General features: G+C 37.1%; 20 protein-coding genes. 14 read left to right on the top strand and 6 right to left on the bottom strand.

Annotation, left to right across the window (positions count from 1 at the left end; genetic code table 11):
* Positions 1-41: 41 nt before the first annotated feature.
* On the bottom strand, positions 42-3,380 hold the full coding sequence (locus DRF57_RS20930) for a DEAD/DEAH box helicase (protein WP_047496134.1): 3,339 nt from the start codon (positions 3,378-3,380) through the stop codon (positions 42-44).
* A 144-nt stretch (positions 3,381-3,524) separates the two neighbouring features.
* On the opposite strand from DRF57_RS20930, the gene DRF57_RS20935 reads away from it, so the two are divergent.
* The 3 genes from DRF57_RS20935 (at position 3,525) to DRF57_RS20945 (ending at position 6,463) form a co-directional block, all read left to right on the top strand.
* Positions 3,525-4,322 (top strand): SDR family oxidoreductase, encoded by a 798-nt coding sequence (locus DRF57_RS20935; RefSeq protein ID WP_047496331.1) that lies wholly within the window; start codon positions 3,525-3,527, stop codon positions 4,320-4,322.
* Positions 4,323-4,398: 76 nt separating this feature from the next.
* On the top strand, positions 4,399-5,313 hold the full coding sequence (locus DRF57_RS20940; RefSeq protein ID WP_115920660.1) for a helix-turn-helix domain-containing protein: 915 nt from the start codon (positions 4,399-4,401) through the stop codon (positions 5,311-5,313).
* 151 nt (positions 5,314-5,464) lie between these two features.
* A complete protein-coding gene (locus DRF57_RS20945; RefSeq protein WP_115920663.1) occupies positions 5,465-6,463 on the top strand; it encodes a T9SS type A sorting domain-containing protein in 999 nt (332 codons plus the stop codon).
* 131 nt (positions 6,464-6,594) lie between these two features.
* Here DRF57_RS20945 and DRF57_RS20950 read toward each other — a convergent pair whose 3' ends face one another.
* Together DRF57_RS20950 and DRF57_RS20955 are read right to left on the bottom strand one after the other, a co-directional pair.
* Entirely contained in the window at positions 6,595-7,230 is a 636-nt protein-coding gene (locus DRF57_RS20950; RefSeq protein WP_115920665.1) for a hypothetical protein, read from the bottom strand.
* A 38-nt stretch (positions 7,231-7,268) separates the two neighbouring features.
* The gene (locus tag DRF57_RS20955; RefSeq protein ID WP_228450374.1) at positions 7,269-8,114 is read right to left on the bottom strand and encodes a helix-turn-helix domain-containing protein; all 846 of its coding nucleotides are present in this window, start codon (positions 8,112-8,114) and stop codon (positions 7,269-7,271) included.
* Positions 8,115-8,314: 200 nt separating this feature from the next.
* Here DRF57_RS20955 and DRF57_RS20960 point away from each other — a divergent pair, with 200 nt between their 5' ends.
* From DRF57_RS20960 to DRF57_RS20970, 3 genes are all read left to right on the top strand, one after another.
* Positions 8,315-9,475: an MFS transporter gene (locus DRF57_RS20960; RefSeq protein WP_115920667.1), complete on the top strand. Its 1,161-nt coding sequence runs from the start codon at positions 8,315-8,317 to the stop codon at positions 9,473-9,475.
* 143 nt (positions 9,476-9,618) lie between these two features.
* Positions 9,619-10,485 carry a helix-turn-helix domain-containing protein gene (locus DRF57_RS20965; protein ID WP_115920669.1) on the top strand — a complete coding sequence of 289 codons (867 nt, stop codon included), beginning with the start codon at positions 9,619-9,621 and terminating at the stop codon, positions 10,483-10,485.
* Between the two features lie 79 nt (positions 10,486-10,564).
* Positions 10,565-11,215, top strand: a complete 651-nt coding sequence (locus DRF57_RS20970; protein WP_047496113.1) for an HD domain-containing protein — start codon at positions 10,565-10,567, stop codon at positions 11,213-11,215.
* 51 nt (positions 11,216-11,266) lie between these two features.
* Here the strand turns inward: DRF57_RS20970 and DRF57_RS20975 are convergent, their stop codons facing one another.
* Both DRF57_RS20975 and DRF57_RS20980 read right to left on the bottom strand, forming a co-directional pair.
* Entirely contained in the window at positions 11,267-11,656 is a 390-nt protein-coding gene (locus DRF57_RS20975; protein ID WP_115920671.1) for a hypothetical protein, read from the bottom strand.
* Positions 11,657-11,700: 44 nt separating this feature from the next.
* A complete protein-coding gene (locus DRF57_RS20980) occupies positions 11,701-13,083 on the bottom strand; it encodes an MFS transporter (RefSeq protein WP_115920673.1) in 1,383 nt (460 codons plus the stop codon).
* A gap of 73 nt (positions 13,084-13,156) precedes the next feature.
* On the opposite strand from DRF57_RS20980, the gene DRF57_RS20985 reads away from it, so the two are divergent.
* From DRF57_RS20985 to DRF57_RS20995, 3 genes are all read left to right on the top strand, one after another.
* Positions 13,157-14,005, top strand: a complete 849-nt coding sequence (locus tag DRF57_RS20985; RefSeq protein ID WP_084084508.1) for an AraC family transcriptional regulator — start codon at positions 13,157-13,159, stop codon at positions 14,003-14,005.
* Between the two features lie 97 nt (positions 14,006-14,102).
* Positions 14,103-14,591 carry a MarR family winged helix-turn-helix transcriptional regulator gene (locus DRF57_RS20990; RefSeq protein ID WP_047496101.1) on the top strand — a complete coding sequence of 163 codons (489 nt, stop codon included), beginning with the start codon at positions 14,103-14,105 and terminating at the stop codon, positions 14,589-14,591.
* A 2-nt stretch (positions 14,592-14,593) separates the two neighbouring features.
* Positions 14,594-15,358: a hypothetical protein gene (locus DRF57_RS20995; protein WP_115920675.1), complete on the top strand. Its 765-nt coding sequence runs from the start codon at positions 14,594-14,596 to the stop codon at positions 15,356-15,358.
* Positions 15,359-15,379: 21 nt separating this feature from the next.
* Here DRF57_RS20995 and DRF57_RS21000 read toward each other — a convergent pair whose 3' ends face one another.
* Complete coding sequence (locus DRF57_RS21000; RefSeq protein ID WP_228450373.1) at positions 15,380-15,667, bottom strand: winged helix-turn-helix transcriptional regulator; 288 nt, start codon at positions 15,665-15,667, stop codon at positions 15,380-15,382.
* Positions 15,668-15,943: 276 nt separating this feature from the next.
* On the opposite strand from DRF57_RS21000, the gene DRF57_RS21005 reads away from it, so the two are divergent.
* From DRF57_RS21005 to DRF57_RS21025, 5 genes are all read left to right on the top strand, one after another.
* The gene (locus DRF57_RS21005; RefSeq protein ID WP_115920679.1) at positions 15,944-16,576 is read left to right on the top strand and encodes an NAD(P)H-dependent oxidoreductase; all 633 of its coding nucleotides are present in this window, start codon (positions 15,944-15,946) and stop codon (positions 16,574-16,576) included.
* Between the two features lie 386 nt (positions 16,577-16,962).
* Positions 16,963-19,056, top strand: a complete 2,094-nt coding sequence (locus DRF57_RS21010; RefSeq protein WP_081989227.1) for a type VI secretion system Vgr family protein — start codon at positions 16,963-16,965, stop codon at positions 19,054-19,056.
* A 3-nt stretch (positions 19,057-19,059) separates the two neighbouring features.
* Positions 19,060-20,841: a hypothetical protein gene (locus DRF57_RS21015; protein ID WP_115920681.1), complete on the top strand. Its 1,782-nt coding sequence runs from the start codon at positions 19,060-19,062 to the stop codon at positions 20,839-20,841.
* Between the two features lie 2 nt (positions 20,842-20,843).
* Positions 20,844-21,188: a hypothetical protein gene (locus DRF57_RS21020; protein ID WP_115920683.1), complete on the top strand. Its 345-nt coding sequence runs from the start codon at positions 20,844-20,846 to the stop codon at positions 21,186-21,188.
* A 46-nt stretch (positions 21,189-21,234) separates the two neighbouring features.
* Entirely contained in the window at positions 21,235-21,843 is a 609-nt protein-coding gene (locus tag DRF57_RS21025; protein WP_115920685.1) for a hypothetical protein, read from the top strand.
* The last annotated feature ends 106 nt before the right edge of the window (positions 21,844-21,949 follow it).

Raw genomic sequence — 21,949 nt, forward strand, 5'->3', positions numbered from 1 at the left:
CTGTCGGTTTTGTTTTTTGAAGGAATGAGTAAGGAAAACCTTTATTCCGGTTCCAGGATTTCCAGAAGGTCCTGTTTTGAAAAGCCTTGAAACTTTGCTCCATCTGTTTTAAGAAGGTGCTGGGCAAGCTGATTTTTTTTCTTCTGAAGAGAGAGGATTTTTTCTTCTACAGTATTGGAACAGATCATCCGGACAGCAATTACATTTTTAGTCTGTCCAATTCGGTAGCTCCGGTCTATAGCCTGATTTTCGGCTGCAGGATTCCACCACGGATCTACCAGGTAGATATAATCTGCCTGGGTAAGATTGAGACCCACACCTCCGGCTTTCAGACTGATCAGAAATACACGGACGTCTTCATTATTTTGAAAGTTATGTACTTTTTGTCCCCGGTCTTTGGTTTGACCTGTGAGGTATTCGAAGGAGATTTTTCGGCGTTCCAGTTCGGTCTTTATAAGATCCAGCATTCCTACAAACTGTGAAAATACCAGAATTTTATGATCTTTTGATTTTCCAAGGATCTGTTCCATCAGAATTTCGATCTTCACGGCATGTTCCCCAGAATAGCCTTCTTTAAGGAGGATAGGTGAGTTACAGATCTGTCTTAGTCTTGTAAGACCAGTAAGAACGTGCATACTGTTTTTATTAAGGTCATCTTCATCATTGGCTGCAATAAATTCGCGGAGTTCCTTCTCATAGGCATCATATATCTTTCGTTGTTCAGCATTCATTTCACAGTAAATCACTGTTTCTGTTTTTTCAGGAAGTTCCTTTGCTACCTGCTTCTTTGTCCTGCGGAGGATGAATGGTTTTATTTTTTGCTGAAGTTCCATAGCCCGTTTACTGAACTCAAATTTATCAATAGGAATTGCATAGATATCCTTAAAATATTGCTTGCTGCCCAATAATCCGGGGCAGGCAAAAGAAAGCTGACTATACAAGTCGAAGGTATTATTTTCAATGGGGGTTCCTGTCAGTACAATTCTGTTTCTCGACTGGAGAAGACGGGCAGATTTATACCTTTCTGAGTTGGGGTTTTTAATAGTCTGCGATTCATCAAGGAACACATAATTAAACTGAAAGGTTTTCAAAAACTTAATATCTGAAAGAAGCATTCCATAGCTGGTAAGTATTACTTCATAATCAGACATATGAATGGTGCTTTTCTGTCTTTCGGCTCCATAATGAAGCCATACTTTTATAGAAGGTGCAAATTTGCTGATTTCCTCCTGCCAGTTAAAAAGAAGAGAAGTAGGAACCACAATAAGATTGGTGGTATGCCCCCTTTTTTCTCTTTGTGAAAGGATAAACGCAATGATCTGAACTGTTTTTCCAAGTCCCATATCATCCGCAAGACAGCCACCGAAATTAAAGCCATCCAGAAAGTTAAGCCAATTGAGTCCCTCGTGCTGATAGTCTCTGAGTTCCGCATGTAATGTAGAGGGAACGGGGATTTCCGGAATACTCTCACCTGAATAAAGACGGGATGAATAAGAGGTTATTTCTTCCTTTACTTCATTGCTTATCACTTCTTTTTCAAAAAGAGAAGAAACCTCCGTAAAACTTATTTTAGGAATTTTCAGTAGATCTTCATCAATTTCACCAGCCCGGAAATAGGCTGAAATCCGGTCTATCCATTCTTCAGGAAGCATTCCCAGAGAACCGTCATCCAGCTGAATAAATTTACTTTTATTGCGGATTGCCCTGTGAAGCTGTTTTAAAGAAGCATCTTTTTGCCCGAAGCTGACCTTCAGTTTGGCATTGAACCAATCCAGGCCACTGGTGATCTGAATATTTATTTTAGCCCGGTGTGAATTGAGTTTATTGTTTTTCAGTTCATTAAAACCAAGTATAGATACTCCTTCATTCCGCCAAACCTCAAAGGCTTCCAGGAACCAGTTGTCTTCCAGGAATTTATCCCGGTGGAGGTAGAAATACTGATATCCATCCATCTGTTCTTCAAAATCCGGATGCTGCTGCATGACCAAAGAAGTAAAACGGGCTTCTAGCGCTTCGTTTCTTTCTACTTTAAAGAGGTTACCATTCTGATCGGAATCGAAAAGCTGCTTCCTTGAATATACAGGAACTTCCAGCTGTCCGTAACGCATCACAGGAGTAATTCCGATATAATTCTCCTGTTGACGAAGATAAATGATCTTTTCCACATCAAAAGCCTTTTCTTTAAGCTGTACTTTAGATGCAGGTTGTATATGACTGTAAATTATTCTAATACGTTCTTCTAAAGAGGACAGGGTAGACTGCATGAAACCTTCATATTTAGAAGAATGGACCAGCAATATTTCATTATTGGCTTTGAAGAATTTAATGACCCTGAGCATATCGGGATCTTCTACAAAGCTGAATGTGTGGTTGTTATATACGAAATAGTCATTCCGGAGCATTACATTTTTAAAAGGGATAGAATGATCCTGAAACTGAATTTCTCCCGTTATTTCATAAAACGGATCTTTCTTAAATACAGAAAGTTGAAGCTCTGCATTTAAAGTGTTCATTGCGACTTTTGTTAATGACTTTGAGGATATGGTTTCCGCTATTTCACGGTCATGATAATAGACTTCCAGGTCCAGAGGATTCTGTACAATCAACTTTAAAGCCTCAAGTTCTGCAGGATTATAATCCTGGTTATAATTATTCTGGAATGATGAAATGGCAGTATAAAATTTAATTTCCAAAGGTTTTTCTGCCTTCCATATCAGCTGCATGGCGTCTACGGGACTAACCGGATTTTTTATTTTTCCGGTCTGGGTGATTTCTACCTCCATTAAATTAAAAATCAGATGATTATAATACCGGTGCGTACCGATAACTACTATCTGTTTTTTAGTCGTGTCGTGCAATACAAGCTCATCCAGTTTGGAAGGTTGCTGAGGAAGAAGATCTCTTTTTAAGATCTGTTCATCAATCGGAAACATTTCTTTGATCCTGGGGAGGATTTCAATTTTACCCTCATGATACTCTACCTGAAAATAATGATCAAGATCAGGTTCGTTTTCTAAGCCATAGCCTTTAGCTTTAGGGATTATTGTTTTTTTACGAAGGGAGTCATCAAAGAAAATCCGATAATTTCTTTCCTCTAAAATACAATGGATCATTTCTGCCTGATGCAGACAGAGCCTGCCTTCCGGACTGTCGCAGGTACAAGAGCACAGCAACGTGTTGTTTATTTTGCTGATGGTGACCACCGGAAAATCCTGCAGGGATGATTTTTGGGTAAATATTCCCGTATTAATTTCAATAGAAACAGGATGAATATTATGAAAATTATTGCTTTCTATAAAAGAGCTCTCTGAAGTATGTTTCAGCAGGTCATATACGGAAAGTGTACTGATATTGATATTTTCAAGAATATATTCTGCCATAAAAATTAATAGAAGCAAACTTACAAAAAAATGCGAATGAAAAGAAGTCTGCCTCCATCCATTTTGGATACAATTTTACTCGTTTTGGCAACTCCGGCATTTTTTCTAATGCTGAACTTTGTCCTACAATTAAACAAAGAAAATATGAAAACAGTTTTTATAACAGGTGCATCTACAGGATTAGGAAAAGCAGCAGCTCAATTATTTCAACATAATGGCTGGAAGGTTATTGCTACGATGAGAAATCCGGAAGCAGGGGCAGATCTTTCTGCTTTAGAAAATGTAACGGTACTGCCGTTGGATGTTACCCGTCCCGAACAGATAAAATCAACCGTTAAAAAAGCATTGGAATCAGGAGATATTGATGTGGTTTTTAATAATGCCGGTTATGGCCTGCTGGGTCCTTTGGAGGCATTGACGGATGAACAGATTGTGAGACAGTTGAATACCAATTTATTAGGGGTTATCCGTGTAACACAGGAGTTTATTCCGTATTTCAGAGAGAAAGGGAGAGGAACGTTTATTTCCACGACTTCGATAGGGGGATTAATTACCTTTCCGTTGAATTCTATTTATCACGCTACAAAGTGGGCACTGGAAGGTTGGAGCGAGAGTATGGCATTTGAACTTAACAAATTAGGTATCGATATCAAGACCGTCTCTCCGGGAGGGATTAAAACTGATTTTGTAAGCCGTTCTTTAGATTCTGCATCAAGTCCCGCTTACGAAGAAATGCTTGGTACTCTTTTTTCCCGTATGGAGGGTATGATGGATGCTGCTTCTACACCGGAACAGATTGCAGAAGTAGTATATGAAGCTGCTACGGATGGTAAACAGAAACTGAGATATGTAGCCGGCGAGGATGCAAAAGCTTTATATGCACAGCGCCTTGAGCTGGGAGATGAGGCATTCAGAGAACAATTGGGAAAACAATTCATCTAGCCACTTGTAACCCGTGGCAGCATAAATGATACACTTATGCTGCCTTTTTATTCTAAATAATTGATACATTTATATCATGGAAAGGAAAGAAAACTTACCGCTGAAAATTTCATCCATATCAGAAATGCATGATCTGCTTCAGCTTCCCAAGCCTCTTCATCCGCTGGTCAGCTTAGTGGATAATACCAGGATGACTATTAATAAGGAGTTTTTGGGAAGAAGCTTCCTGCTGAATTTTTATAAAATTTCCTACAAATATTCCACAAACGGAAAAATGGGGTACGGACAGGGATATTATGATTTTAATGAAGGAGGAATGATGTTCACTTCTCCAGGGCAGATTCTTTCTACTGACGAAAATGCCGAATATTGTGGTTACACATTGCTGGTACATCCCGATTTTATCAGGAATTACCCTTTAGCAAAGAATATTAAAAAATATGGTTTCTTTTCCTATGATACCAATGAAGCACTGCACTTATCTGATCAGGAAAAAACAATGATTACCGGACTTCTGGACAGTATTACTCATGAACTGAATACGGCTATTGACGAGATTAGTCAGGACCTTATTGTTTCCTATATTGAAGTGCTTCTCAACTACAGCAACCGCTACTATAAAAGGCAGTTTATTACAAGAAAATCAGTCAGTAATGATCTTTTATCTAAAATGGATACCATCCTGGAAAATTATTTTGACCAGGAAGAAACACTGAATAAGGGGCTTCCTACTGTAGATTTTTTGGCTTCAGAGCTTCATTTATCTCCACATTATTTGAGCGATATGCTCCGTAATCTTACCGGACAAAATGCACAGCAGCATATTCATGAAAAACTGATAGAAAAGGCTAAAGAATATCTTACGCTTACCAATTTTTCTGTATCAGAAGTGGCATATGCTTTGGGATTTGAGCATCCACAGTCATTCAATAAGTTATTCAAGAAAAAAACAGATAAAACACCTTTAAGTTACAGACAGTCATTTAATTGAATCTGTATATTTCTTATCGATATGCCCGGCCCGTGTGCCGGGTATTTTATTTTTTAGCTGTTCGTAGAATGGAAAAGGTTTTACATAGATAAAAGTCATTTTTAAAGAAGGTTCCCTTTTAAATTCGGGATACCAAAAAAACAACATCAATATGAAAAAGTTAAACTCCATTGTATGCATTATAATTGGCATTACAGCCTATGCACAGCCATCGATAACAAGGGCAGGTGTTGACAGGGTAAATATTACCACTACGTTTAAAGCAGGAGATGTGCCCCTTACTGCTACTCCGGGGCCATCAGGAGCTAATATTACGTGGGATTTTTCTGCGTATACCGGACCTAACGTCATTACTACACAGACCAATGAATGTCCCGGACAGGCCAACTGTTTTAGGTTCGTAGGAGCCAACAGGATTACAAAACCAACCCTTTCAGATGTCTATGATTTTACTTCCATCACAGACACGGAAGCCATAACGCTGGGTTCTTATGCCGGCTCAGGCTTTGGAGATGCCACGACTACCTATACAGATCCTTTAATCGATTTTAAATTTCCAATCACTTATTTACAGCAGTTTAGTGATACCTATCAGTTTACCAATGTTTCCGCAGCGGGTGTAATCACCAATGAGTCCGGGCAGGTAGACTATACGGTAGACGGCTATGGAACGATCATCACACCTACAGGAACCTATTCGAATGTACTGAGAATTAAGAGTATGAAAGCGTCTACGATCATTGTTCCGGGATCACCTTTGCCATTCAACTATACAAACGAATACTATGCATGGATCAGCCAAACGTCTGGGATTGTATTTACTTTTGGAATCAATACTTTTGCTTTTAATGGAGTACCCAATGTAAATAAATCTATTTCTTATCTGGATACAGTTGTTTTATCAACGGTTAATTCTGTGCATCAAAAAACAGAAATTTTGGTCTATCCCAATCCTGGTTCCGATTTCATTCATCTGGAATCAAAAGAGGATATTAAACAAGTGTCTGTGAATTCATTGGACGGCAGGACGGTTTTAATAAGCAACAGCTCTAAAAACATTGATATTTCTGGCCTTCCCAAAGGGATCTATATTCTTCGGGCTGAATTGAAGAACAAAGGTTCTGTAACCACGAAAATTATTAAAAAATAATATGAATTTCTTCTAACAGTTTTTTTATGACCGGGGACACAGGATATAATAACACAATGGGTCTTACTGTGGATGTCAAGGTCCCCGGTTTTTTATAAAGTTTTTGTTTCTTCTCAGCCGCTTTTGAATCTCTAACTACTGATATTTTCAATAGAATCAATTTGCCATTGATTCGCTTTATGCAGGATATACCGGTAGGTCATCCCGCAGTTTTTTAAATGAAATTCAACAGAACATAACTTATCGTTGACCGGTTTTATATTGAAATTTATGGCCTCAATATCCTTTAAGTCGGATTGATAGTCTTCCTGGGTTAAAAAGAAATAATCATAATCGAAATTCTCAGGAGGTCCATCATTGGCAGGATGTTGTTTGAAATTTTCATTACCGTCCTTATATCGTTGTTCATATGCAGACAGAAATTTTTGAGAAAAAAGATGGCTGTTTTTAAGAAATTTTATTTCTTTTTCAACCTCATCAAAATCTACATAATAATTGACCGGAGTCTCTGTTTCCGTTTGGGAGCCTCCTTTTACTGTATTAAATCCGTAAAGTTTATTTTCATTGTTTTTATACCACTTAAGAAAGGTTTTTACTGTTTCCATCTGAGCATTATCTTTGCTTTTTTGTGCGGGAACAGTTGTATGACTTTCTGTGGCTGTATTTTGTATGATAGGTTTCTTTGATGGATCCTCCTTTTTACAGTTCGTAAACAATAAGAGTAAAGCAGGTAGAAACAAAACCTTTTTCAGCATAATTTTTTTCATTTTTCAAAAAACGAACTTACAAAAAATAGATAATCTATTTACTTTTTAATTTTATAATTCTCCCTGTAAGTATTGGCTGTAATACCTGTACAACGCCTGAAATATCTACAGAATAGGGAAGAGTCTACAAATTGCAATTGATTGCTGACCTCTTTAATGGACAGTGATGTTGTTTTAAGAAGCTCTTTGGCCTGTTTGATGACCCTATAGCTGATCCACTGTTTGATGGGCTTTCCTGTTTCTTTTTTTATTAAACTGCTTAAATACTGAGGTGAAAGATGCAGCTGGTCAGAATAATACAAGACGCTCCTCTGCAAATGACCATGTTCATTTAACAGTTCAAAAAAATGTTCGATAATATCCTGACTCCTGGTTTGTAGCAGGCTGTTATTTTTAATGACCGGTAAATAAAGTTTTGAAACCAGCTCCAGTAAGGCATACAACAGATACTGTACAGACTCCAGGGTACTTTCTTCTTTCGTTTTGGATTGATACTCCTGAATCAGTTTTACCGTAGACCAGATCAGTTTTTTAGAAGAACCTTCCACTTCCATCACAGGACTGAATTTTATCTCATCGCTAGCCAGCAATACAGTGAGAAAACTATAAGTGCTGATGAAATCCAAAGAAATAAAAAATACAGTCAGTTCTAAGTCATGACTCCCCGAAATATCAGCTAATTCGGTATCCGGTAGAAGCATGAGTACTGCATTTTTCTTAATATGAAACGGGTGCGTATTGATCTTAAGGTGTAATTCACCGTCCGATAGAAAGCAGAGTATCAGTTTATTAAGCTTTCCGGCTTTTTTCTGAAACCCGGTGATGCTGGCCGTCTTATATTTTTCAATATACAACCCTTCGAAATTTGGCTTAATATCTATCATGGTGAATGATTTTCTGGACTGGGCTAAATGTTTTTGATTTCCGTATTCTTATAATCAACTTCCGGGCAAATGTAAGCAGTTAATTTTTCTTTTTAAACGGGTTGTTTAAAATGGAATATAAAATACCAGAAATGGAATATATTTTATTCCCGAACTGTTCCTAAATTCGCAGTCGGAAACTTTAATCAAATACTGTTATAATGCACAATACAGAATCTCTAAATGCGAAAATGCCGAAAGCCTGCTTTTTACTTTTCTTTGCCCATGGACTCGTTTTCTCTTCCTGGGCGAGTAGAATTCCTATCATTAAGGATGCGCTTTCAATCAATGAAGCCGAACTGGGGACACTCTTATTGTTAATGCCTATAGGGCAGATTTCTACAATGGTTCTTGCCGGAAAGCTGATCAGCATGTATGGAAGCTCCTGGATCATCAAAAGATGTTTTCTGTTGTATCCGATGTTTCTTTTACTGATTGGGTTAGCGCCTTCTTACTGGGTTTTGGCAGCTGTTTTGTTCTTCTTTGGAGTTTCCGGGAATTTATGTAATATAGCGATCAATACACAGGCGATTGAGATAGAAGGGATTACAAAAAGGACCTTGCTTTCTTCCTGTCATGGCGCCTGGTGTTTTGCAGGACTGGTTGGTGCTGTTGTGGGATTGCTGATGATTAACCTGGGAGTAGGAACTTTCTATCATTTTATAGTTGCTTTTGTACTGGTATTTCTACTTTGGTTATACAGTAAGGCTCACCTGACCAATATCATTCATAAAGTAGCTCCTCAAAGACAGTCAATTTTCAAATCAGTAAATCCTACCTTGGTTGCTTTAGGAATCATAGGATTTTTAAGCATGGCTATTGAAGGGGCTATGTTTGACTGGAGCGGAGTGTATTTTCAGACTATTGTAAAAGCACCGGAAAAGCTTGTGATTGTAGGATATACCAGTTTTATTTTAATGATGACTCTAGGTCGTTTTGTGGGAAACCGTGTTATTGAGAAATACGGAAAAAGACTTGTTCTGCAGATGTGTGGTATTTTGATGAGTACGGGGCTTTTTTTAAGTGTTTTCTTTCCGGAATTATGGGTGTGCATTATTGCCTTTATGATTATTGGGTTGGGAAGTTCGCTGAGTGTCCCTTCTGTTTACAGCACAGTAGGAAAGGTGAGCACTGTGGCTCCCAGTATTGCATTATCATTTGTATCCAGTATTTCATTTTTAGGATTTTTAATGGGCCCACCCCTTATCGGATATATTGCTGAAAGTTTTGATTTAAGATATTCTTACGGGCTTTTTGCATGCTTTGGAATCTTACTGTCTGTTATGGCAGGACAGATGAAAATATTCCAACATAAAAATTGATGACGTATATTTTGACATCCGTTATGAAGGTTTTGACATGTTTTAATAGGCCCGGATCTTTTAATATTGCTGATAGAATGCTTGTTCCTGAAGGTTGAATGCATTGCTCCGGAAATACTTATCTTTATTAAAAATATTCTTTCATGAAATCTGTCTCCAACATTGAAACAGAACCCATTATTGATCATTCTTTTTCCGTAAAACGGTTGGATAAATATATTCCTTATACCCAATCTTTTGTAAGACTAAGCTACCATCGGATTCTTATACTGGAAAAAGGACGTGGCTTCTTACTGGTTGATAACGAATCTTTTGAAATGTCAGGATGTGAATTTTTTTTACTGGCTAAAGGGCAAATCTATCAGTTTGAGGAAGATTCAGAAGTAACAGGGTTCAGTATTTCTTTTGGAGATTGCTTTTGGGAAAAAGCTCCTTCCAGTGCCAGCAACTGTAAAGCTGTTTTGTTTAACAATGCCACTGCCAATCAGCACCTCAAACCTAGTGTAACAGAAGCCGAAGAGATTTTGCTTCTGTGTAAAAACCTTCTGATGGAGTATGAAACCCCTCCATACCTCAATCAAATGGACGTTATGGCAGCGTATTTAAAAATCATAATGATAAAGCTGGCCAATATAAAGCTGGTGGAAGAAGAAACATTTGACAGTCAGGATTATGTTGTATACCGTAAGTTTATGGAGCTGCTTAGCAACCAGTATCAATCTTTTCATGCCGTAAATAATTATGCTGATCTATTGAATATCACCTCAAGAAAGCTAAGTGAAATCTGTAAACGCTGTACGCATAAGAATGCAAAGGAATTGATCAACGGACAGATAATTGCAGAAGCCAGAAGACTCCTTCAGTTCAGTTCTTATTCCGTAAAAGATATTGCCTATCAGCTTAACTTTGGTACACCGGAACAGTTCAGTCATTTTTTTAAGAAAAATACGGCTATATCACCGGCTGCTTATCGCAGTAAATACATGAATATCGGAGTCGGAATTACTTGAAATTTTGACATGTCATCTGTATTTATTGATATTTTTCCAGAGTGATAATCAGGATACCTTTGGATAAATAATTTAAGTTATGTCAGTAAATCGTTTAAAAGAAGTAGCCGGTATTATCATCCCGGACAGTAAAATAGCAACAGAAGCCACAGCACTTCTATTGGAACATGGCACAGAGTTCATCTACAATCATTCCCTGCGTGTTTTTCTGTTTTCGTCATTAAATGCAAAGCGCCATCATAAAACTCATGATTCTGAACTGTTGTATGTAGCTTCCGTATTTCATGATTTAGGGCTTGTTTCTCATTACAGCAGTCCTGATCTTAGATTTGAAGTAGACGGAGCCAACGCAGCCCGTGATTTTTTAAAAGGTCATGGCATTGCCAATGATAAGCTCCAGCTAGTCTGGGATACCATTGCCTTACATACCACTATTGGGATTGCAGAGCACAAAGAAAATGAAGTGGCCCTCATGTATTCCGGAGTGGGATTGGATGTGATGGGGGAAGGGTATGAACATCTGAGCACCGAACATAGAGAGGAAATCGTTGGAGCTTTTCCAAGGGACGGTTTTAAAAAGAAAATTATTCCTACATTTTTTAGCGGGTTTGAACATAAGACAGAGACTACTTTTGGAAATATAAAAACGGATGTCTGCTCATTTATGATCCCCAATTTTAAACAAAAGAATTTCTGCGACTGCATTTTACATTCTCCTTGGTCCGAATAAGCAAAGGTTTCTATCACAATCAAAAAGCTACCCGAAGGTAGCTTTTAATCTTTATATCCATTTTTCTATAAGGTGAAGCCATAATGCTTTTTCCTCACTCATGAGAAAGACAGCGGAGGATTTCCGTTTTGTAGAAGTTTCTCCCGTTACCTGAATTTCAGTATAGGTAGCCAACCCATGGCTTTCCGAATATTGAATTTCTATATCTTCTACGCTAACATGGCGATCCTGAAATTTACCATATACCGTGGGAAGCCAATCGGAAAACATGGACAGGGTGACCAGGTCATTATTACCGTTAATCATTTTAAAATCCGGGGAGAATCCGGAAAGTAATTGTCTGTAAAGTGCTTCCTGATCTTCTGATTTTCCCTGAAACCATGTTTCAATATCATCATGGAAGCCCTGAATTTCTTTACGTATTTTTTCTGTAATACTCATAGAGGTAAGTTTATATTATTTATTTTAAAAATGTGTTGATCTCTTTAAGACCATTGAATATACTTTTTTAATCTGACAGTAATGAGTATTCCGGTTAGCTGAAAGATACCAATCATAGCAATGGCTGCAGCAAAAGCTATGGGAAACCCCAGAGAGTCCGTCAAATTGAAAAATAAAGTACCAATAACGGCTCCTCCGGTTACACTGCCTATCTGGATTCCTATGCTGATGAGCCCAGATGCCTGTCCTGCTTTATCTTTGGAGGTCAGGGAAATGGCTGTTCGCATCATAACAGGCATGATTGTTCCATGTCCCAATCCTGCTAAAAATAAGGTGACATTTGTTATATAAGAAGGTTTTTGCTGAAAATAAAAGGTAATGGCACTAAAAATAAAACCTGCCATCAGTAATCCTAGCCCTATATAAATCATTTTATGAGTTTCGAGCTTTACTCTTGCTGAAATCAAGGGACCCAGGAAAAAAGCAATTCCATAGGGAACAATGGCAAGCCCGGTCTGCATAGAGTTTTGATGTAAAAACTGCTGAAGATAGTAAGGGTAACAGATAAATAAGCCGGCAGTGAAGTTGTAGAAGAATATGATTAAAAGACTTAATGCAAAGGGCTTATGCTGCAGTAATGTAGGGTCTATAAGTACCGGATGTCCCTTCTGCTGTAAGGTTATTTCATATTTTAAAAATAATGTCAGTGAAAGTATTCCTGTACATATAATCCCAAATATCCACCAGGCCCATTGAAATTTTTGTCCGAAGATTAAAGGACAGATAAGCATTAATAAAGCTAAGATCAATATCATGGCTCCTTTATAGTCAATACCCATCTGGTCTGTATTGTGGTTATTATCCATCGTAAAATGTATCCCGGCGATACAGATGATGGTAACCGGAACATTGACAAGAAATACAAGCTCCCAGGAGAAGTGCCCCCAATGCATACTCAGCAGTACGCCCCCAAGCAGTTGCCCAATTACAGAAGCCAATCCAAAGACAGAACTGAAAAGGCTGACCGCTTTAGGCTGTTCCCGGCTATCAAATAATATTTTTATGGAAGCTAAAACCTGTGGCGCCAACAAAGCAGCCCCAAAACCCTGGAATAATCTGGCAAAGATCAATAAGGTAATATTGGGGGAAAATGCGCAGGCAAGGGAAGAAAAGAGGAAGGTATACAACCCCAGCATAAAAATTTTTTTCCGCCCGTAGATATCCCCCAATTTTCCGCCCACAACAACCAATGCAGCATAAGTAAGTCCGTAAATAGCCACTACCATCTGCAACTGATGGTCGCTGGCTCTGAACGCCTCTTTTATAGAAGGTAATGCCATATTCACAATAAAATAATCCAATGGTGAAAGAAAAGCTCCTGCGATCAGAAAATTTAATGCCTGCCATCGTTTGGGATAGATGTTCATATTTTTTTATGCAAAATTAACCTCTTGATGTTATGGTAAAATTGTACTTTTGGAGGAAAATTAAGTTCAAAAAATGAGAAGTTTACATCTTGAAGGAATAGAAGTAAAGGAAATGCAGTTGGAAGGGAAGGCGCTTTCTTTCAAAACAAAAGACTTTCTTTCCTTTGTGTATGTTGTAAAAGGAGAAGGAGATTTGACCTATGATGAGCGCAGTATCCGTTTTTCTGCAGGTAAACTTTTCATCATTCCCCAACAGGAACTTTACCATTTTGCAAGTAGTGATGCAGCACTCATTCTGATACAGTGTCCCATTGAATTTATTGATAAGATACGCCTTGAAGCAGACCGTATTGAAAGCTGTGAAAACTTATATAAACTCCAGTATATCAGTAATAATTACCATGCAAGAGCCGGATGTGTGTTCCGTAACAAAAACGATGAACATTTTGCCGAAACTATTATTCTCCAAATCGCCAATGAATTCAAAAATAAAGCAGATGATTATCTGATCATCCGTAACTGCATTTCAATTCTACTCAACCTTATTGCCCGCAATATCATTCAGAGTGAAACTTCAGACCTTCAGGAAAACAGGAAAGCTTTTTCCATCATGAAGATCATTACCTATATTCAGCAGAATATAAAAGACAGAGAAAAGACAGGAATTCAGGTTATTGCAGACCATTTTGGGATTTCAGGAAACTATTTCGGAGAATATTTTAAACAGCAAACGGGGATCTCCTACCAGGATTATCTGTTGGATTACAGACTTAAACTTGTAGAAACCTATTTAAAATACAGCAGTATACGCTTAAGTGAAATTGCTTATGAGCTCCAGTTCAGTGATGAAAGCCATCTTTCAAAGCTTTTTAAAAAACACAGAGGACTTACGCCCGGAGCATTCAGGAAAAATTATAAATAACAGGTAACCATTGTGTTATGTTAATTGTTTATTAAATATAAAGTTAACTATATAGTTAACTTTATATTTTTATATATTTACTATAAATATTTTTTCAATGGATTTTGACTTTATTAAAGAGCTGGGATACAAAGCTTTTGATAGCCGGCTGAAAAGAATAAGCGACCGGATGTCTCATGATGTAAGAAAATTCTATAAAGAGTTTGGAATTGATGTAGAGCCCAATTGGTATCTTGTTTTTATGCTGCTGCAAAAAAGGGGGGAGATTTCTATTACGGATATAGCGGAACCGCTGGGATATTCTCATCCCTCTGTAGTAGTCATTGTAAAAAAAATGACGGAGAAAGGCTATCTGCTCATCACCAAAGACAGTATTGATAAACGGAAACAAATGATCTCATTATCACCCAAAGCTATTGAAATGCTTCCCCAGCTTGAAAAAATATGGGATAGCTGTGAAAAAGCTATTTTAAAACTTTTATCAGAAGATCTTAGCATTTTTTCGTACCTGGATACCATAGACCAGGAACTGAAAGACAATCCTTTTCATAATAGATTTAAACAGGAATATTTAAAATCACTATAATCATGAAAGTATTTATCCTCATCGCAGCGTTTCTTTTTTCTAACCTTATGATCTCTGCTGCGGAAACGAAAATAATGATCCGAGCTAAAGCAAGGGATGCCAAATTTATCGGAAGTTCACTTGGCGGAGCTCATATCATCGTCAGAAATAAGCTAAACCAACAGATTCTCGCAGAAGGAAATACGGTTGGAAGTACTGGAAATACAGATTTGATCATGAAAAATCCTAAAATAAGAGGAAACTCAATTGCCGATGCCCAAACAGCCGGCTTTCTGGCTTCTGTGGATATTGATGAACCTACATTTGTTAACATTGAAGTGATTTCTCCTTTAAACAATAAACAGGCTCAGGCTACGGTAAGCACTGAATTATGGCTGATTCCCGGCAAGCATATTTTGGGAGACGGTATTGTTCTGGAAATCCCGGGTTTTATTATTGATATTCTTAAACCCAGAACCCATCAGTATATTCCTCTGAATACAATTAAAAACAAACCCTTTACATTTCAGGCTAATATTGTTATGATGTGCGGCTGTGTAATAGACAAAAACGGGATATGGAATTCTGACGAAATAGAGGTGAAGGGAATTCTTAAAAAAGACGGTAAATTTATGAAAAATGTAGAGATGTCTTTAGTGTCAACCAACCTGTTTGAAGGAAATACGGTAATCAATACTGCGGGGAATTATGAACTGATTTTATACGCTTATTATGAGAAAAACGGGAATACGGGAGTCGATAAAATTAATTATGTAGTGATCGAATAATAAGGATATGTATAAAGCGGATTAATGAGTAGCCTGCCATAATTCTTTCCGGTATTTTATGCCCCATTCTCCCATAGTATCTATAATACTGTGAAGGCTTTTTCCAAATTCTGTCAGTTCATAATCTACACTTACAGGCATGGTGTTGTTTTGTGTCCGGATTACCAGATTGTTCATTTCCAGATCTTTGAGCTCTTTTGAAAGAGTTTTGGAGGCGATTCCGTCTATCTGTCTTTTCAAATCCATAAAACGCATTTTTCCAATATAATACAGGTGGCTGATAATAATGGTCTTCCATTTTCCATCCAATAAATAGATTGTATCCCTTACTCCCCGAATATGGTTTTTACATTGCAGATCGAGTTCTATTTTTTCTTTTTTCTTTTTTCATCGCTAAAGATATAGGACAAAGATATGAAAATCAGATGATAAAACTGGAATTAAACCCACCTGGTTACCTTTTGGTAACTGGTTACTAAAGGGTAACAGGTGGTATAATGATACTATAAAGTAGGTAACTTTGTCCCATTAAAATAAGAATACGGCCGGTATTCTTACAGGTACAATTAATAAAACACTAAGATTATGTCATTAAAAGAAGCATTACACTGGAGATCCGCAACTAAAAGCTATAACGGGAAGGTAATAGAAAAGGAAAAAATTGAGCAAATTTTGGAAGCCATTCGTTTGGCTCCGTCAAGTTCGGGTCTGCAGCCTTTTAAGGTTCTTGTAATTACCAATAAAGAATTGCGGGGAAAACTACAGCCAATTGCCTTCCAGCAGCCACAGATTGTAGAGGCATCTCACATACTGGTATTTGCAGCCTGGGATGAATATACTCCGGAACGGGTAGATTCATTCTTTGAATTTAGCAATAAAGTTCGAAACTTACCATCGAGTGCAACAGATGATTACCGGTTAAATTTATTGGAGATGTTGGATCAGAAAACAAAAGATCAGCATTTTATGAATACCTCGCAACAAACCTATATTGCATTAGGATTTGGATTATTGGCTGCTGCAGATCTGAAAATAGATGCCACACCGTTGGAAGGGTTTGATAATAAAGCAGTAGATGATTTGCTCAATTTGCCGGAAAAAGGACTAAAGAGTAGCGTTATGATGGCATTAGGATATAAAGATGAAGAAAACGATTGGTGGGGGAAGCTGGAAAGAGTAAGAAGATCTAATGAAGACTTGTTTATAGAGCTTAATTAATTCAATAAAAAAGCATTATTAATAGGATGGAGACCGGGCTGGTCTCCTTTTTTTGTGTAAAATTTGAATATTTTAAATCCTGGATAAGAATCGTAGAACTACTACAATTTTTCAAATAAGTACTATTTCATTTTGCCGTGATTTTTTATGGTGATATATTAGCTTTGTAAAGACTCAAAAGATTGTAATCTATAGAAAAACAACCTGTTGATAACTAGTAACATTAGACGGGATGAATTAAATTAATTCTTTTCTGATTTTATGCTTTACTGAAGGTAGGAAAGAACAACACTATCCAGAGACGAAAGAGTTGTTTTTATTGTTTGAAAGCTGGCTTTTTAATTCTGGTTTTAACCGGAATAGATAAACACAAAAAAAATTATATCATGTTCAAAAAAACTAATGAGAATCTGCCTAAACCTGCACTGGGGTCAAATAAAGAAAATATTTCTGACAAGGTAAAATCTGCCCAGGATAGAGAATCTAAATTCATGGGAAAAACTTTACATACCAATAATCCTACGGTTACGGAAGATAAAGTATGGTCAAAGCAACCCACCTCCAAAATATTTAATGCACAGGGAATCCCGGAGAATGCTGTTGCCGGGATAAACAGGGTGGTAAAACTTGAAATCTTTGTTGAGGGTAAGCCTATTAAATTCTTCAAACATTTTAAACTTACACAAAGTGCTGTTAAACATCATGAATTTGATCTTATTCTTGCCCATGACACGTTAGGAAGCGCAGAAAACCATAATCTTGAAGAAGCTCAAAGCTTTTTAGGAAAAAGAATTACGGTTATTTTTAGATATAAAGATGTTGAACAGGGCCCTGAACGAAATTTTGTGGGAGTCATTACAGAAGTAGGATTCAGTCAGGAAAAAGGAAGTCTGGGGAATATTGTCCTTACAGGCTTTAGTCCTACTATTCTTTTAGATGCAGCACCTCATATCCAGAGTTTTGGAGGGGGACAGCCAATGAGTCTGAACAGTATTGCCAGTGAGGTCATCAAAGAAGGATTGGGGCAGGAAAAGTTTGATTTCAGGGTAGACGCCCGCTATGGGAATGTTCCTTACAGTTCACAATATGAAGAAACCCATTATAATTATCTTGCAAGAATGGCAGAAGCATATGGGGAACAGTTTTTCTATGATGGTGAGATTCTTCACTTTGGAAAACTTCCTCCACAGGAAAAGCCAGTAAAGCTTGTATATGGCAGTAATCTAAGCGATGTGAAAATCAAAATGAAAGCTCAGCACGTAAATCCTACATTTTATGGGTACAACAGCAGCCAGCATGAAAAACTGACTACCGGAGCTTCCAAAGTGAACCATACTTCAGATATTGCCAGAAGAGCATACGAAATTTCTGAAAATACTTTTAAAACACCATCGCTAAGAATAGCACCTATCAATGCATCAACCTTTATGGATGTTGATTCATCCCAGAAAGGAACAACGGGGAGTAAAGCAGCACAGGTCTTTATTACCTCGGGGTATATGACCGTTCCGTTTTTATATCCTGGTTGTATTGTAGATCTTGAAATGCGGAAAACAGATACCAACGATACTTCCTATTTTACGAAACTGATGCTCACTGAAGTAATTCATGAAGTAGATGCCCGTGGATATTATGACGGACATTTTGAAGCTATTGCGGCAGATACGGGATTTATTCCCCGTCCGGAGTTTCATGTGCCTAAAGCAGAACCTCAGGTAGCCACTGTAATTTCCAATACAGATCCTTTGAACCAGGGCCGTATACAGGTACAGTTTGACTGGCAAAAAAATAATACGACCCAATTTATCCGCATGATGAGCCCAGATGCAGGAGGTACAGATCAGATTACTCAGAACAGAGGATTTGTAGCGGTTCCTGAAGTGGGAGACCAGGTGATGGTAGGATTTGAATATCACCATCCTGATTTTCCTTTTGCAATGGGAGGGATGTTTCATGGCCAGGTAGGATTAGGCGGCGGAGTAGACAATCATATCAAGTCTATCCAGACCAGAAGTGGAAATAAAGTCATTTTTAACGATACCGAAGGAAGCATCTATATTGAAGATCCGAGTGGAAATTCCTACTTAATGGATGGTAAAGGAAATATAACCGTGACTGCTCCTAAAAATATGACCTTCAATGTAGGACAAAATCTTACCGTGAATGTAGGACAAAATATGAATACCAATGTGGGGGCAGATCAGAGCAACATCGTGGGAATGAACAAAACAGAAAGTATTACCATGAATGATTCACAAACCGTGGGAGCGATTAAAAATGTATCGATAGGAGGGAATTTCATGACCAATGTAGTGGGGAAAATGATGGAATTTATTAAAGGTAATAAAGAAAGTGAAGTGGCACTGGATAGTCAGAAAGTAGTGAAAGGAGAGCGGTTAATTCATAGTGAGAAGGATCATAAAATTCATTCTCAGACAGAAATTAACGGACAATCCAATGAGAAAACCAATATGAATTAGGATATGTCAAACGATAATATTGCGAAGATAAGTATCATAGGAGGTGATTCTATTGAAAAAATTGGCGGGCAGCATACTGAGTATGTCGGTAAAATGACCTATTCTTCATCCAAAAAGCTCATAACAACCTCTGAAAACGGAAAACATTTTGGTGATAAGCCTGAAGACCCACCTAAAAGAGAAGGTAGAATTATTGATATTGTGATGTTTGTAGCCGGAACAACGGATCCTATCAATACTGAAGGGAAAAAACATCATGCCAATACAGAATATTGGAAGTATTATGATGAGAAAACCAAAAAAGAAACTGAAGAGAGTTTAAACAATCTTTGGAATAAACTCAAGGAACTTAAACCTCAATTTCACGATCTGCATATTGAAGGTAAATTTTTCAGCTGGTCTGGTGACAACGACACTAAGGAAAGAATCGTAGCCTCTGAGAGATTATTTGATGTATTATTAAGAACATATCCGGGCTGGAAAAATCAGGAGGTTCATTTACATTTAATCGGCCATTCTCATGGTGGGAATGTCATTAATCAATTTACAGAACTTGTTTCCAGTAAGGAAATGATCGCAAAATCTGCTATTTTGAAACCCCGTAAGATTACAGAATTCCCAAAATTATGGAAAGTTAAAAGTATCACTTATTTATCGACTCCTTTTTTTCAAAAGAAACATCAGCTGAATCATGCCAAATTACATAAAGGATGTAAAATCATTAATGTACATAATGACTATGATTTGACTCAACAATTGATTGCCGATTTTAGCCTTACCAATATGGAGGGCTTACTGAAGTCTTTTCAAATGGATAGATTTGAAGCAGGTATAAAAATGGTTAAAAGTGTCGATAAGGATATTATTATGACCTATTTTAAAAGTCTGATCTGGCAGGATTTTAAAAACAAAGCAACCTTAGCATGGCGGGAAACGGCAAAAGGCTTTTTAGGATTTAATATTATAGTAGGTGAGTTTATTAAGTATATCAACTCTCTGAAGATCGAAAATTCAAACCTGCAGAAAGAAAAAGCTTCATTTGTTAATCTTTTAAATAGTCTTCAGCAATGGACCTCTGATGTTCATAAAAATTATTCTTCGATTGCTGGAGGTTATGACAAGTCTACGTGGGTGAAAAATCTCAACTTGACACAAGGTTTACAAGTCTTAAATATTCTTTTAGCCATTACGACCGGTCCGAAAGACAGTTACTTATTGAATTTATTGGCAGGGATATTTGGAGAAAATAAAGGAATCACGGATAGTATTGATGAAACTTCATGGACGCCCCAAAAACAAACAAAAAGCCTGCCTATTATAGATGTACCTATTTTTGAAAGTGACCCCTATAATTCCAGAAATAAAAAAGGAGAATTTACTGCTTTTTTAAAAGGAGTACAGGGTGCCGTACATAAACGTGAATTAGAAGACCTGCTGATGAGGTTATTAAGCCAGTTTATTAAACCCAGCATGTTAACTTTTGTTGTACGGACAATTGATTATGCTATTGAGCCTGTAGTTTTTGGCAAATTAGATACTGAAGTTACAAAACTGAGAAAAAACTTAGCAGTGTATTCAAAATTTGTAACTCAATACCATGCTGGCCTGGTTACTGAAAAGGATGAAGAGAAATTTAAAGATGCTATTATGAAAGCACCGGGCTCTGTTTCTTATTTAGCCATGGCATCCCATAGTTTAAGCCATACCCAATTGTGGAAGAGAGTTGAAGATGGGTTAAGAAACTCATTCAGTTCAGGGGTAAATCCCGGATATAAAAAGAAATAAATATGAAAAGTATAACACAAGGTATTGGTAAGATTCTGTTGGTTTTTTTAATAGCAAATCTGGTAGTGACAGCTTACTTCTTATTTGCCTATAGTCCTCTTGTTGAATCAATTAATTTAAAACTTATTGTGAAAATAATTAAGCAATTTGGTTTAATAATAAGCATACCCACCAGTATTTTATTTGTTCTTATAGATACTGTTCTTATAAAAAGGATAACAAAGACTTGGGTTTTATATGTAAGCCGGATTATTATTTTTTTTGGAATACTCTATATAATGTGGTTGTTTTTTTCTATTTATCTTGTAGCCAGCGCATTAATAGATAATCCTTTGATGGATAAGTAATACGATCCCAGTGGCAAAGTTTTGTTGATGAACAAAAAAATGAATTATGAAAAAAATAGCAGCATACACCGTCTTACTATTCCTTACAGCAAATACTGATGTATTTTCACAAAAAACGATTAATAAAGACAATTACACGTCTCTGGTGCAAAAAGAAGAGGGTGATTTGAATCAGGATAAAAAGAATGACAGGATCATGGTAGAAATGGATCTGAAAGATGAGACCAGACCATTACGACTGCAAATATTCCTCTCTCAGCCTGATAAGAAACTTCAATTAGTAGTTTCTTCCACAAAAATCATTGAAAGCCAATATCCGGTTAATAAGAATGGAAAACATAATGGTAATGTAATTCCGGATTTTTTTATTGAAGAAGGTAAATTGAAAATGCTTACCGACATTGAAGATCGAAAAAGCACCTATGAATTCAGGTTGAAGCAAAATAATTTTGAATTGATCAAAATATCACGGGTATTATGGGATGGAAAAGACACCACTTTTGAAACGGAAATCGATTTAATCGCAAAAACGAAAATTGAGTATGAACAAGTAACAGGTTCAGATAAACTTTTAAATAAAAAGAAAAAACTGATAAAAGTCAATGCATTGCCAAAAATCCAGGATTTAAGCTTTTCCGATTTGGAACAGTACTAAAATAGCAATCAGACTGATGACGAAAAATTCTTCTAAATAATACTAAGAGAGCTGATTAACTAATATAATGAAAGGGAGCGACAGCAACTGAAAACGAATACAGAGT

Origin of the sequence: Chryseobacterium rhizosphaerae (assembly GCF_003385455.1) — a bacterium.
In the GTDB taxonomy this organism is placed as follows: Bacteria; Bacteroidota; Bacteroidia; order Flavobacteriales; family Weeksellaceae; genus Chryseobacterium; species Chryseobacterium rhizosphaerae.